12 protein-coding genes are annotated in these 13,130 nt (G+C 69.1%); 5 read left to right on the top strand and 7 right to left on the bottom strand.

Annotated elements, in window-relative coordinates:
- Positions 1–112 precede the first annotated feature (112 nt).
- From DWQ67_RS13010 to DWQ67_RS12995, 4 genes are all read left to right on the top strand, one after another.
- The gene (locus DWQ67_RS13010) at positions 113–3,955 is read left to right on the top strand and encodes an HtaA domain-containing protein (protein WP_121486037.1); all 3,843 of its coding nucleotides are present in this window, start codon (positions 113–115) and stop codon (positions 3,953–3,955) included.
- A 123-nt stretch (positions 3,956–4,078) separates the two neighbouring features.
- Entirely contained in the window at positions 4,079–5,230 is a 1,152-nt protein-coding gene (locus tag DWQ67_RS13005) for a heme/hemin ABC transporter substrate-binding protein (protein WP_158595457.1), read from the top strand.
- A complete protein-coding gene (locus tag DWQ67_RS13000; RefSeq protein ID WP_121486035.1) occupies positions 5,230–6,390 on the top strand; it encodes a FecCD family ABC transporter permease in 1,161 nt (386 codons plus the stop codon). The genes DWQ67_RS13005 and DWQ67_RS13000 overlap by 1 nt, the downstream gene beginning before the upstream one ends.
- Positions 6,387–7,220 (top strand): heme ABC transporter ATP-binding protein, encoded by an 834-nt coding sequence (locus tag DWQ67_RS12995; protein ID WP_121486034.1) that lies wholly within the window; start codon positions 6,387–6,389, stop codon positions 7,218–7,220. The genes DWQ67_RS13000 and DWQ67_RS12995 overlap by 4 nt, the downstream gene beginning before the upstream one ends.
- Positions 7,221–7,570: 350 nt before the next feature.
- Here DWQ67_RS12995 and DWQ67_RS12990 read toward each other — a convergent pair whose 3' ends face one another.
- From DWQ67_RS12990 to DWQ67_RS12960, 7 genes are all read right to left on the bottom strand, one after another.
- Complete coding sequence (locus tag DWQ67_RS12990) at positions 7,571–8,050, bottom strand: ribonuclease inhibitor (protein ID WP_233556098.1); 480 nt, start codon at positions 8,048–8,050, stop codon at positions 7,571–7,573.
- Positions 8,051–8,058: 8 nt separating this feature from the next.
- The gene (locus tag DWQ67_RS12985) at positions 8,059–8,481 is read right to left on the bottom strand and encodes a GNAT family N-acetyltransferase (protein ID WP_121486033.1); all 423 of its coding nucleotides are present in this window, start codon (positions 8,479–8,481) and stop codon (positions 8,059–8,061) included.
- A 47-nt stretch (positions 8,482–8,528) separates the two neighbouring features.
- Complete coding sequence (locus tag DWQ67_RS12980; RefSeq protein ID WP_121486032.1) at positions 8,529–9,098, bottom strand: class I SAM-dependent methyltransferase; 570 nt, start codon at positions 9,096–9,098, stop codon at positions 8,529–8,531.
- A gap of 109 nt (positions 9,099–9,207) precedes the next feature.
- Positions 9,208–9,498 carry a hypothetical protein gene (locus tag DWQ67_RS12975; protein WP_121486031.1) on the bottom strand — a complete coding sequence of 97 codons (291 nt, stop codon included), beginning with the start codon at positions 9,496–9,498 and terminating at the stop codon, positions 9,208–9,210.
- A gap of 84 nt (positions 9,499–9,582) precedes the next feature.
- A complete protein-coding gene (locus DWQ67_RS12970) occupies positions 9,583–10,458 on the bottom strand; it encodes a siderophore-interacting protein (protein ID WP_121486030.1) in 876 nt (291 codons plus the stop codon).
- Positions 10,459–10,462: 4 nt separating this feature from the next.
- Entirely contained in the window at positions 10,463–10,918 is a 456-nt protein-coding gene (locus tag DWQ67_RS12965) for an acyl-CoA thioesterase (protein WP_233556097.1), read from the bottom strand.
- Positions 10,915–12,009, bottom strand: coding sequence for an App1 family protein (locus DWQ67_RS12960; protein ID WP_121486029.1), 1,095 nt, complete (start codon positions 12,007–12,009; stop codon positions 10,915–10,917). Before DWQ67_RS12960 ends, DWQ67_RS12965 begins: the two co-directional genes overlap by 4 nt.
- A 79-nt stretch (positions 12,010–12,088) precedes the next feature.
- Between DWQ67_RS12960 and DWQ67_RS12955 the strand changes: the two genes are divergently transcribed.
- Complete coding sequence (locus DWQ67_RS12955; RefSeq protein WP_121486028.1) at positions 12,089–12,991, top strand: inositol monophosphatase family protein; 903 nt, start codon at positions 12,089–12,091, stop codon at positions 12,989–12,991.
- Positions 12,992–13,130: the final 139 nt, after the last annotated feature.

Genomic DNA, 13,130 nt, shown 5'->3' with positions numbered 1-13,130 from the left:
CGTGGCGTTACATCACGCCCGTGTTGCGTTATATCGAAACGTGCGCTTAGTGTTGCCTTTGAGTGCCCAGTGCGGGTGCCATGCCCTTTCCCTTGAGACCTGGAGATCACCCATGTCATCCACCCAGTCCCCCCGCTGGCGACGTCTGGTCAGCGCGGTTGCCGCGACTGCCGTCGTTGCCGCGAGCGCCCTGGCGGCCGTGCCAGCCGCTTCGGCCGCGGCCGGCGCCACCGGCGCCGTCAGCGATTCGACCCTCTCGTGGGGAGTCAAGTCCTCCTTCCGCAGCTACCTGAAAGGCCCCATCGCCAAGGGCACCATCGAGGCCACCGGCAACGCCACGCAGCGCAGCGGCAACGGCATCTTTGACTTCGGCGCAGGCACGGGCGAGCTCAAGGACGGCCTGGGCACCATCGCCTACACCGGCTCCCTGCACTTTGTGGGCCACAAGGGCGAGCTGGACGTGACCTTCGCTAACCCGTCCGTGGTCATCACCTCCCCAACCACGGGAGAGATTCGCCTGGACGCGGACGTGCCCGCCTCCCCCACCATCGGCACCGAGGCGTTCTCCAAGAAGAACGCCCACGTTGCTGATATCACCTTCTCCGGCGTGAACGTCGCCAGCGGCAAGCTGGAGATCAACGGCGCGGCCGCCACCCTGACGGCCGAGGGCAACAAAGCCTTTGCCGGCTTCTACGAGGCGGGCGTCGAACTGGACCCGGCGTCCATCTCCGGCGCTTTCACCAAGGTCTCCGAGTTCAAGCCGGTCACGACTTCCAACGTCACGGCGGCCAGCCAGGCCGAGGGCCTCAGCGTGAAGGTGGATGGCTCCGGCTACAAGGACCTGCCCAACTCCTCCGTCAACATGGATGCGGGCATCTACGCTGCGCTGGTGGAGCGCGGCGCCGAGGCCACCTCGGTGGACACCGACACCGCCAGCCACGTCAAGGACGCTGCCATCACGGACGGCGCGTTCTCCACCACCCTGACGGCGCCCACCGCCAATCTGGCCAAGGAGAAGAATTACGACATCCTCACCTGGCGCGCGCCCGGCAATCCCGAGGGCGCTGCGATCATTGACCGCCAGCCGCTGACGATCAGTGCGGCTCAGCGCGAGGCGCTCTTCCCGAGCCCCAAGGCCACCACTTCACACGAGGTGAAGGTGGATGCCGCCGCCGGCCTGACCGTGTCCATCTCGGGTAGCAACTACAGCACCGCCGCCTACCCAGCGGGCGTTCACGTTGCCGTGATGGACCGCGAGAAGCCCTACTCCGCCGATCAGGCCACCTACCTGGGCACCGGTTCCGTCACCAGCGTGGCCGCAGACTTTACCGGCGCCACCAAGGCCATCGCGGCCAGCAGCCTGGACAAGACCAAGAACTACGACGTGATCGTGTGGCCCCGCCGCACCAACCCGTCCGACTCCAACGTGGCCTACCGCGCCAAGCTGGAGTTCACCGACGCCCAGCGCGAGACCCTCTTCCCGACCGCCGTGGAACCCGCGAAGCGCGCCACGACCGCCACGGTCAAGAGCGCCGATGACAAGAACCTCGTCGTCACGGTCGCAGGCTCCGGCTACACCCAGTTGCCCGCGCCGACCAACAAGCCCGAAAACGGCTCGCAGGGCGTCTACTCCGCCATCGTGGATCGCCAGATGACCTCCACCGAGATCACGGGCGACAACGCCCTCGGCGCAGGCTTCGCCTACAAGGCGATGATCGTGGATGGTGCCTTCTCCACCAACGTCACCGCCCCGGTGAGCAAGCTCAAGAAGGACGGCCAGTACGACATCGTCACGTGGTCCGCCCACGGCAACGTCACCACCGACACCCTGCTGGAGCGCCAGCCGCTGACCCTGACGGACGCCCAGCGCGAGGCCCTTTTCCCGACCGCCGTGGAGCCGGTTGATCCGGTTGATCCGGTTGACCCGGTTGATCCGGTTGATCCGGTTGATCCGGCAGGCACGGTCAAGGACGCGACCCTGAACTGGGGCGTGAAGGAATCCTTCCGCAAGTACGTGGTCGGCAAGATCGCCAAGGGCAAGGTGACCGCCACCAGCGGCGTGACCCAGGCTGCCAACAATGGCGAGTTCTCCTTCACCGGCGGCACCGGCGAGCTCAAGGACGGCAAGGGAACCCTGGCTTTCAAGGGCAAGCTGCACTTCACCGGCCACAACGGCCAGATGGACCTGACGTACTCCAACGTGCGCGTCAAGCTCACCTCTGCGACGGAGGGCGTGCTGATCCTGGACGCCGTGGCGCCCGCCGCCCCGGCCATGGATCTGCCCGCCATCAATGCCAAGAACGTCCAGTTCGGCCAGGTCACCTTCCCCAAGAACGCCCTGGTCCTGAAGGACGCCAAGCTGACGCTGAAGGATGCCTCCGTCACGCTGACGGAGGAGGGAAACAAGGCCATGGCAGGCTTCTACGCCGCCGGCGAGAAGCTGGACAAGCTCTCCATCAACGCCACCGTCACTGCCGGCCCCAAGCCCACCCCGGACCCCAAGCCCAAGCCCACCCCGGGCAAGGACGACGAGGTTGTCGTGCCCAAGCCCACCCCGGGCAAGGACAAGGACAACACCAAGAACAAGTCCGTGGACATCAACTCCGCGACGCTGAACTGGGGCCTGCGCCAGTCCTTCCGCACGTACGTGGTCGGCAACATCGCCAAGGGCAAGTTCACGGGCGTCGACGGCGCAAGCCAGGCCAAGAACAACGGCGTGTTCTCCTTCACGGGAGGCACCGGCACGCTCAAGGACGGCAAGGGCACCCTGGCGTTTAAGGGCTCCCTGCAGGTCTCCGGTCACCACGGCGAGCTGAACATGCAGCTCTCCAAGCTGCGCGTGAAGTTCACCGGGGCCGGCCGGGCCCAGCTGATCCTGGATGCTAAGGCGGATGCCTCCCCCACCATGGATCGCCCGGCCGTGAACGCTAAGAACGTGGTCTTCGCGGACCTGCGCTACGGGTCCAAGGACTTTGTGGTGGCCGGCGTTGCCATGCCGGGCGCCGCGGCGAACGGCGCGCAGGCGCTCTCCCTCAGCAACGCCAAGGCCTCGCTGACACGGGCCGGCGCCGCTGCCATGGGCGACTTCTACACCGCCGGAGAGAAGCTGGATAACGTCAGCATCAACGGCAAGGCCTCCGCCAGTGCCGCCACGGTCGACGGCGTTGACCTGGGTACCTCGCTCGGCGCCGGCATCGCCGGGGCCGGGGCGGGCGATGGCAAGGACGCCAGCAACGGCACCGCCGACGGCGCGGCCGCTGCACCAGGCACGGGCGCTGGCGCTCAGCAGCAGTGCCGCACCGTCTCGGTGCCGGGAACGTCCGGCGGCGTCTCGCTGAGCTGGGGCGTGAAGGCCTCCTTCGTTTCCTACACCAAGGGCGGCATCGCCAAGGGCAAGATCTCCACGGGCGGCGGGGCCGTCGCTAGCGGCAACGGCTTCACGTGGGGCACCGGCTCCGGCGCCCTCTCGGCGGCCGGAACCGGCACGGTCTCCTTCCCGGGCTCCGTGCAGTTCACGGGCCACAAGGGCCTCATGAACACCACGCTCTCCGGGCTGCGTGTTCAGGTCACCGGGCCCGGCTCGGCGACCCTGATCGCCAACGTGAAGAGCCAGGACATGGAGGGCAAGGACCTCTCCGCGTCCAACGTCTCCTTCGCCACGGTGAAGTTCAACGGCGGCTCCGCCAACGGCTTCAGCGGCGCCTCGGTGACGCTGACCGCGGCAGGGGCCAAGGCCTTCGCCGGCTTCTACAGCGCCGGCCAGGTCATGGATCCCATGACCCTGTCCGTGGGCAAGTCCTCCGCCGCCACCTCCAAGGTGGTCTGCGGGAACCTGGCCAAGACCGGCGCAGAGAACACCACCGATCTGGTGGGCACGGCCGGCCTGCTCGCCCTCCTGGGCGCAGCGGCCATCACCTTCGCAGCACGCCGTAAGGCCTACGCCGCGCAGCGCTGATCCGGAACAAGGGCCGGGCGTGGTCACCACCGCGCCCGGCCCTCCGGCCCTCATCGTTTAACACCCCCAGCACCGCAGCCCCCCAAAAAAACACGCTGATTCCCCAAGATGATCGAGACTCCCGTGAAGACACGCACCGCCCTCTCCTTCGCCGCAGCGGCCGCCGTGGCAGCCCTCGCCCTGGCCTCCTGCGCCACCGCAGCCCCGGGCACCCAGGCCGCCCCGCCGTCGTCGAGCACCAGCGCCGCGGCGGTAGCGCCGCAGGGATCCGTGCCTGCCAGCGGCTCGGGTGACAACGCGGCGGGCGGCTCCTCCGCGCCAACCGTGACAGGCAAGGACGCCCTGGCGCTCAAGGGTCCGGCCCTGGCGCAGACGGTCCCGGACGTCACCGCCGCAGTGAAGAACCCCCGGCCCAAGCTGCCCGCCACCGTGACTGATTCCACGGGCAAAAAGATCACCGTGGCCAAGACGGATCGCCTCCTTGCCCTTGACCTGTACGGCACCCTCACCGACACGGTGATCGGCTTGGGATTGCAAAAGAGCCTGGTGGGCCGCTCCAACTCGGACACGCAGGCCGCGCTCAAGGACCTGCCGGTCGTGACACAGGACGGCCACGACCTCAACACCGAGGCAGTGCTGAACCTGCGCCCCTCGCTCATTCTGACCAACACCACCATCGGCAGCGAGGACAAGTACCGCCAGCTTGAATCAGCCGGCGTGACCGTGGTGCGCTTTGAGTCCACCCCCTCCCTGGACACCATCGACGACGCGATCGACGAGGTAGGCGACGCCCTCGGCCTGCCCCAAGCCGCACAGGAACTAGCGGATCGCACCGAGCGGGAGCTGGAGGCAGCCAAGGCCACCGTGAGCCAGCTCAAAGCCAACACCCCCGTGGCGCCGCGTGGCCTGGTGCTGTACGTGCGCGGCACGGCGGGCGTCTTCTTCATCCTGGGCAAGGACTACGGCGCGGGAGACATCGTCACCGCACTGGGGCTGGAGGACGCCGCAGCCAAGAACGGCATCACGCAGCTCAAACCCGCCAACGCTGAGGCCCTCGTGAGCCTTGACCCGCAGGTGGTGCTTGCCATGAAGGACGGCGTGGAATCCACCGGCGGCGTGGAGGGACTGATCAAGCGTCAGGGCATGGCGGCCACCACCGCCGGCGCCAACCAGCGCATCATCACCGCCGCGGACGGCCAGCTGCTCTCCTACGGACCGCGCACGCCCGCCAATCTGGTCTCGCTCGCCACGGCGATCTACACCGAGGGCAAGTAATGAGTGCCCCGGCGGCGCAGCAGCACGGCACGGATCTGCCCGACGCCGCGCGCTCGGCTTCAGCGCCCGACGCCGCGGCTCAGCAGGGCGAGCCGGGCAAGCGTCCCGGCGGCTCCCCGCGCAAAAACCGCCGTGCCGCGCGCGCGTGGGCGGCCGCCGTCGTGCTGGTGGTGACGCTCGGTGCGGTGGTGCTCATCTCCGCCTCGCTTGGCCAATTCAGCACGACCCCGCAGCAGGTCATTGAGTCGATCGGCCGTGTGCTGTTCGGCGGCGCCGATCCGCTCAATGACCGCGTGGACGCCACCCTGTGGACCATCCGCTTCCCGCGCACGCTCCTGGCCCTGCTTGTGGGGGCGTGCCTGGCCGTGGCTGGCACCGTGATGCAGGGGCTCTTCGCCAATCCGCTGGCGGAGCCAAGCATCATCGGCGTGAGTTCCGGGGCCTCTGTGGGCGCCTGCGTCGCCATCGTTTTCGGCTTCTCCGCCGCCGCGCCATGGACGCTCCCCGCCGGAGCCTTCGCCGGAGCGCTAGTTGTCACCGCCGTGGTCTGGGCGCTCTCGCGATCCGGAGGACGCGCCGTGGTGCTGACGCTGGTACTCACCGGCATCGCCATCAATGCCGTGGCGGGCGCGGCGACAAGTTTCCTGGTCTTTCTGGGAGACACGTCCTCGCGTGAGCAGATCATCTTCTGGCAGATGGGCACCCTGTCCAACGCGACCTGGGATCACGTGGGGCTGACCGGGCTGGTCTTTGTGCTCGGGTTCATCGCCTGTTTGGGGGTGCGCGGGCGGCTGGATGTGCTGGCTTTGGGGGATCGCTCCGCCGCGGCCTCTGGCATCAACGTGGAGCGGCTGCGGATCCTGGCGATCCTGCTGGTGTGTGTGCTCACCGGGGTTGCCGTCGCCTTCGCCGGCGTCATCTCCTTTGTTGGCCTGATTGTGCCGCACACGCTGCGGCTCATCGTGGGCCCGTCCCACCGCTACCTTGTACCGCTCTCCGCGCTGGGCGGCGCGGTGCTGCTTGGCCTGGCAGACATCGGCGCGCGCACCGTGATTCCCTTCGCCGACTTGCCGGTGGGCATCTTCACCGCGCTGGTGGGCGGCCCCCTCTTCCTGGTGCTGCTGCGGCGCACCCTCAAGCGTCCGGGAGGCGCGGCATGAGCTCTTCCCTTGATCTGAGCCACATCACCGTCAGCATTGACGGGCGCGACCTGCTCAGCGGCGTGGGTTTGCGCCTCAACGCCGGCCAAGTCACCGCCGTAATTGGCCCCAACGGCGCGGGCAAATCCACGCTCCTTGCGGTGGCCGCCGGGCAGCTCAAACCCCGCGCCGGCCGCGTCATGTTGGGCTCGCGCGAGTCCCACAAGGTGCCCACGGCGGAGGCCGCGCGGCGTCGGGCAGTGATGCCGCAGGACTCCGGCGTGGCCTTCGCGTTCACGGTGGAGGAGGTCGTGGAAATGGGCCGCACGCCGTGGCGTCAGGCCCGCGCCGGGAGGGGCTTCGCCGGGCGGACCCGCGCCTGGAGGGGCTTCGCCGATGACGCCACCGCGGTGGCCCATGCCCTTGAACTCACCGGGCTCACGGAGCTCGCGGACCGCGACATCACCACCCTTTCTGGCGGCGAGCGCCAACGCGCCGCGCTGGCCAGGGTCATCGCCCAGGCCACCCCGGTGGCGCAGGGGTCGGTGATCCTGCTAGATGAGCCCACCTCCGCCATGGACGTGGCCCACGCCGAGTCCACGTTGGTGCTCATGCGCGAGCTGGCCTCCCGCGGGGCGGCGGTGGGGGTGGTGCTACATGATCTGGACGCTGCCGCTTCCTACGCAGATCGTCTGGTGTTGCTAGAGAACGGGCGCGTGCGTGCCGCTGGTCCGGTGGCCCAGGTGTGCGATGCGGCGGTGCTGAGTCAGGTGTACGGCACGGCGGTGGAAGTGCTGGACGTCGGTGGGCGCCTGCGCGTGGGCCCGTTGCGACCTGCGCGGGCCGCCTAAGCGGGGGTCCGGGTCGGGGCGGGGCGAGGTCCAGGAGTCCGTGCCGCCTCAAGGTGTGCGGCTCCCCATCGACCTTTGCGGCCCACCTGGGCGCCGCAAACCACGATCCCGAGCCGCAAACCCACACGCGGAAGCCGCACACCTCCCGCCCAGCCCCCGGCTCGCCCCACGCAACCAACCCCACGCCCCACGCCGGCGCCCGGCCCAAGGTTTGCGGCTCCCCATCGACCTTTGCGGCCCACCTGGGCGCCCGGTCCAAGGTTTGCGGCTCCCCATCGACCTTTGCGGCCCACCTGGGCGCCGCAAACCACGATCCCGAGCCGCAAACCCACACGCGGAAGCCGCGCGAGCTACTCCAGGACCAACTCCACCTCGGGATGCTCCGCAAACACCTCAAGGATCAGGTCAAAGTAGCTGGGGCCCTCCCCCGCCCGCAGCGCCGCCAGCTGGACGCGGATCCCCTGCTGATCAAATCCGGCCGGGCTCGTCAGCTTGGACAGGAGCCATTCCTCGGTCGCAGGAACCCCCAGCGCCGCTCGCGAAGCGGCGTGGTCCCGCCAAACAAAGCGTGGGCGCTCCACATTCACGAGCGCACCGATGCCCCCGTAGAGCAGGTCGTTGAGCGCATCCAGGCTGGGACCCACTTCCCAGTCTTCGTCCTGCATCAGGAGCCGGTTGAGCTCAGCGTAGAAGTCCGCGATGCCGGCCACCTGCGCGCCCTGGATCACCCACCCGGACGCCGCTTCCTGCGGCGCCGAGCTCTGCGGCGCCGAGCTCTGCGGCGCCGCTTCCTGCGGCGCCGAACCCCGCGGCGTCGATTCCTGTTTCATCGAGGGCCTCAGAGCTTCATCGCCATGCCGGTATGGGCGGGCGCGACGTCGGCAAATCCCATGGACTCATACAAGCGCCGCCCCGGAGGGTCCGCGGTCAGGGTGACGTAGGCGCCCGGCTCGGCCTCCGCGCGGATGCGGCCAAGCAGTGAGGTGAGCACTGCCCGGCCAATCCCCAGGCCCTGATGTTCCGGGAGCGTGGCCATGTCCGAGATCAAGAAGTACCACCCGCCATCTCCCACCACACGGCCCATCCCCACCACCTGGCCAGTGGGCGAGAGCACCGTGAGCCACGCCCAGCTGCCTTGAATGCCGCGTTCGGCCTGAGCCTGGGTGATGGCGCTGAGGCCGCACAGCTGGCGCAGTTCGCGGTAGCGCTGCGCGCTGGGAGGAGTGGGGCTGAGGCGGTAGTGCTCAGGGAGTGAACTCATACGCCTCAGCCTGGCACAGCGACGCGCCGCTTTTCGCCCCTTGGTGCTCAGGCGGCCGCAGGCTGGCGGTCCAGCATGCGTGCCAGCACAAACGCTTGGGCGTCGCGCTCATCCGCGCGGGGTGGTCGCAGGCCGGACGCCACCAGTTCCAGGCCCGCTTCAACGAGAGCGGATGCTACGGCTGGCACCGGATGGGGGTGCAACTCCACGTTGCCTCCGGCGCCGTCCAGGAAGCGGGACGGCCGCGGCTCGCCGCCGCTGTGGAATGCCACGAGGGCCAGCCCGCCGGGTCGCAGGAGCCGGGCGAACTCCGCCGCCACCGGGCCAAGCAGTTCGGTGGGCGTGTGAATGATGGAGTACCAGGACAGGATGCCGGCCTGTGAGGCGTCCGGTTCCGGCACCCGGTCAAGGGACGCCTGCCGCACGCGGACTCCCGGGTGCAGGCGCCGAGACACCGCGAGCATGCCCTCGCTCGCGTCGATTCCGTGGACGCCGTGCAGGCCCCACGCGCGCAAAGGTGAGAAGAGGCGCCCGGTCCCGCAGCCGGCGTCGAGCACCGGAAGGTCCCCGTCACCCGCGTCAACGACGCACTCGACAAAGCGACGCAACCACGCCACGTCCGCTGGGGCTTCGAATCCAAGGTCGGGGAGCGCGCGGGCGTAGGCCTGCGCCGAGACCCCGTAGGCTGCCCCGACGCGCTCTGCCTCGGGGTCGAGGCGGGGCTGTTTAGCTGACGTAGCTCATCCCCATCGTTGCGGCGCCGCACAGGACGCTGATCAGGGTGATGACGGCCAGCCGGAACTGGACGGATTCGCGGCGCTCCAGCGCGCTGCCGATCCCCGTGAGCAGGCCCGCGGCGAGCGCTAGTGAGGCCCAGGCGTGGGTGACGAGTTCGGGGCCGGGTCCGGAGAGGGACACCAGGCCGAGCGCGGCGGCAACGAGGCCAAGGAGGGCTAGCGCCGGCACCGCGCGCAGAAAGCTGTGGCGGGCCCCAAAGGGCAGAGGCTGAGCGGTCACAGAGTTCCTTTGGTGGGGTGTCGCCAGGGTGCCGGGCCAGCCTACCGCGCGCTGAGGCGTACGTCACACGCGAGGGTGGCGAGCTCAGGCGTCCTCTGGAAAGATCTTTCCAATCGGCGTGCGCTTCTCCGCCTGGAAGGCATCCTCAGCGCGGCCATAGGCCCAGTACGCGGACAGGGAGAGCTGGCGGCGATCAAGGCCGCGCTCCTCCACGAGGTGCTTGCGCAGCGCCTTCATGGTCTCGCGCTCGCCATGGGCAAACACCTGCACCGGCTCACCCTCCGGGATCTGCACGGCCCTGACGGCCGCGTCCAGTTGAGTGCTCGACGGCGTCCACGCGGCACCGCGATGCAGCCACCTCACGCTGACGCCGGCTGGGGCGGAAAGTTCCAGCTCATCCCCCGGACCCTCAACGTCCAACAGCACCACCCCGCGCTCCTGCGGACCCATGGCCTCCAGGGCGCAGGCGATGGCCGGCAGCGCGGATTCGTCCCCGAGCAGCAACTGCCAGGAGCCGGGAGTCGGGGCAAAATTGCCTCCGGGGCCAGAGAACGCGATCACGTCGCCGGGCTGGGCGGCGGCGGCCCACGGGCCTGCCAGCCCCTCGTCGCCGTGCGTCACAAACTCCACGTCAATCTCGATGCCGGCGGCGTCGGCCCCGGCTCGCACCGAACGCACCGTGTACGTCCGCCGCACCGGCACTCCGCCCGGCCCGTGCTGCTCGCGGATGGCATCCAGGTCATAGGGCGGGGTCAGGCCGAGGGCAGGGTCGGCAAAGAGCAGCTTGATGTACTGATCGGTGGCGTCCTTGGCCTCAAAGGCCGCCAGGCCGGGCCCGCCCAGGGTGAGCGAGACCAGATGATCGCTGATGCGCCGGGTGGAGAGGACCTGCGCCACGTGCTGCGGGCGGGACTTGCGCTTCTCCGAGCGACTGGCGTCCTTGCGACCTTCTGGCTTCATGGTTCTACTCCGTTTCGTCGGTGTAGGCGGCAAACGCCGCCCGGTGTTGCTCTGGGAGGCGCACCAACCGGTTTGTTGTCTCGTCAAAAAGCGCCAGGGTGGTGCTGGCACGGGTCGTCAGCGCGCCGTCGTGCCCGTCAAAAAATTCGTAGTTCACGCGGAAAGACGCCCCCTTGATCTTGTCCATCCACACGTGGATGCGCACGGGAACGTCGCGGTAGGGCAGCTGTTGTACGTAGCTAATCGCGTGATCCACCACCAGGATCAGCACGTGATCTCCCACGTTCTCAAAGAGGTCCACCTTGCCGGCCTGGGCCACGGGGGAACCGGTGCCGCCTGGCACGCCAAAGGCGGCCACGCGGGCCTCCTCCATGAGGCGAACCTGGTTCACGTTGTTGACGTGACCGTAGGCGTCCATATCCGCCCAGCGCAGGGGAATCTGTACCTCCACCCTGCTCACGGGTGCAGTTCCTTATCGTCCGCATCCAGCTGCGGCGCCGCCTCCAGCAGACCAAGGGACTCCAGGCGCGTGGCGATCCGGCCGCCATCTGCCGCGTACACCCAGGGGATGCCAGGGGTGGAGTTCATGATGCCCGCACTGCGACCACCAGCCAGCACGGCCTGGCTCGGCGTGAGCTGGCGAATCACGATGGCGCGCACATTGTTGGGGTAGCGGCGGGCAAACTCGGCGTAGATCTCCGGGTCATGCTGGCCGTCGTCGCCAATCAGCAGCCACTTCACGTGCGGAAATTCCTGGGCAAGCCGGCGCAGCTGATCCACCTTGTGCTGGGTGCCGGAGCGGAAGAGCCGGCCCTCGGTTGGCCCCCAGTCGGTCAGCAGCAGCGCGCCGTCCGGGTACATGTTCCGCGCCAGGAAGCGGCTCAGCGCCTGGTTCACGTTCCATGCGCCTGTGGAGAGGTACAGGGTGGGCGAGGCCGGGTGCTGGCGCGTGATGCGGTCCAGGAGCACGGCCATGCCGGGGGTGGGGTTGCGCGCGTGCTCATCCAGCACAAACGAGTTCCACGCCGCGAGCATGGGCCGCGGCAGCGCGGTCACCACCACGGTGTCATCCACATCTGAGATGAGCCCAAAGTCCTCTGCCGGGTCCACCACAAACACGGCGGCGTTGGCGGTGTCGCCGCCGCCCATGCTCAGGCTGACGGAGTGCCAGCCCACGGGCAGGTTCACCGCGATGCGCGCGTCAACGACGCCGCCGCGATCCGCCTGGACCTCGTATTCGGCCCCGGCGATGCGCACGGTGACCTGGCCACCAAGGATGGTGGGAGAGATGAAGTTGCGCCAGCCGCGCACGCCGTCCTCCACCACTGCGGGCAGGTGGCGCCCGCCCACAAAGGCGCCGGGCTTGGTCATGACGGTGCGCGCAATGATGCGCACCCAGCCGTCCGGGCCAGAGAGCCCGTAACCCCGGTAGGGCAGCACGGTCGGGGTCCAGCCCCGCCGCTCCGCTTGAACCAGGCGCCATTGGTGCCAACGGTCCTCAAGGGCTAGGGCAAGGCCGCTCAGAGGTGCGGCGCGGTAAGGAACGGACACGCTCCCCAGTTTTGCATGAATCCTCGGCGCGCGCGCCCCGAACCACACCCGCAATCCGGGCAGGGCCTAGCCTGGGTGGGTGCCAACGCCCACCCCTGAATCCCTGCTTGACCTTGCGCTCAGCGCCGCCGCCGCGGTGGCCCCCACCGTCCGCGAGGCCTTCCTGACCGGCGTCACCAGCGCCACCAAGAGCTCCCGCCACGACCTGGTGACGGCCGTGGATGGGCGCGTGGAGGAGGAACTGATCGCGTTCCTCCAGGCCCACGGGCCGCGCGCCGCCTACCTGGGAGAGGAGCACGGCCGCCGCGGCACCGGGGACATCACCTGGGTGATTGACCCCATCGACGGCACCAGCAACTTTGCCCACGGCCACCCGCTCTTCGCCATCTCTCTCGCGGCGTGCGTCGATGGCGAGCCGGTAGCGGCCGTGGTGCACGCCCCGGCCACGGGTGAGATTTTCAGTGCTGTGCCCGACGCCGCGTGGTTGGGTTCCACGCGCCTCTCCCCCTCTGGGCGGGGTGCGGCGAGCGCCTGCGCCCTGGCGACCGATTACCCCGGCGGCGAGGCGGTGCGCGCGGAGGGGCCGGTGGTGATGGAGGACTTGGGCACACTGATCACCTCCTATGCCACGGTGCGCAGGCCCGTCTGTGCCTCCCTCTCTCTGGCCGGAATCGCCGCCGGGCGGGATGATGTGGTGCTCGGCGTGGATGTGAAGCCGTGGGACGTGGCTGCCGCGGCGCTGATCGTCACTGCGTCCGGGGGCAGCTACGACGCGCGCTCCTATTCCTCTGAGCGGGCCGCCACCGTCGGGCAGCCCACCACCGCAGGGCCACCCACCACCAGCCAGGGGCAGCGGCCCGTCTTTCGTCCCTGTTATGTGGCCGCGGCGCCTGGCGCTGATCCGGCCCCCGCGCGCGCGGTGCTGAAGGGCATCGTTGATCGGCGCGACGCCGCCGGGTACCGGCGCCCGCTCCCGTACTGAACCGCAGCGGCGTCGAGCCTGTTGTGTACCGCCCCGCCCGCCTCCGCCGCCCTCCGGTGACGGGAACCACACAGCTTGGGGCAGATCCTCACAGGATCCTCACGCCTTCTTGGCGTTGCGGGCCGCGAAGGCGCGTAGT

The organism is Galactobacter caseinivorans (genome assembly GCF_003640665.1).
Lineage (GTDB): Bacteria > Actinomycetota > Actinomycetes > Actinomycetales > Micrococcaceae > Galactobacter > Galactobacter caseinivorans.
The sequence above is the reverse complement of the archived record's forward strand: the minus strand, read 5'-3'. Positions and strand labels throughout refer to the sequence as shown.

Coding starts and splice junctions, on each gene's coding strand:
- DWQ67_RS12970 (WP_121486030.1), bottom strand. CDS start 10,458: ATGAAGCCAGAAGGTCGCAAGGACGCCAGTCGCTCGGAGAAGCGCAAG.
- DWQ67_RS13010 (WP_121486037.1), top strand. CDS start 113: ATGTCATCCACCCAGTCCCCCCGCTGGCGACGTCTGGTCAGCGCGGTT.
- DWQ67_RS12985 (WP_121486033.1), bottom strand. CDS start 8,481: ATGAGTTCACTCCCTGAGCACTACCGCCTCAGCCCCACTCCTCCCAGC.
- DWQ67_RS12995 (WP_121486034.1), top strand. CDS start 6,387: ATGAGCTCTTCCCTTGATCTGAGCCACATCACCGTCAGCATTGACGGG.
- DWQ67_RS13000 (WP_121486035.1), top strand. CDS start 5,230: ATGAGTGCCCCGGCGGCGCAGCAGCACGGCACGGATCTGCCCGACGCC.
- DWQ67_RS12990 (WP_233556098.1), bottom strand. CDS start 8,050: ATGAAACAGGAATCGACGCCGCGGGGTTCGGCGCCGCAGGAAGCGGCG.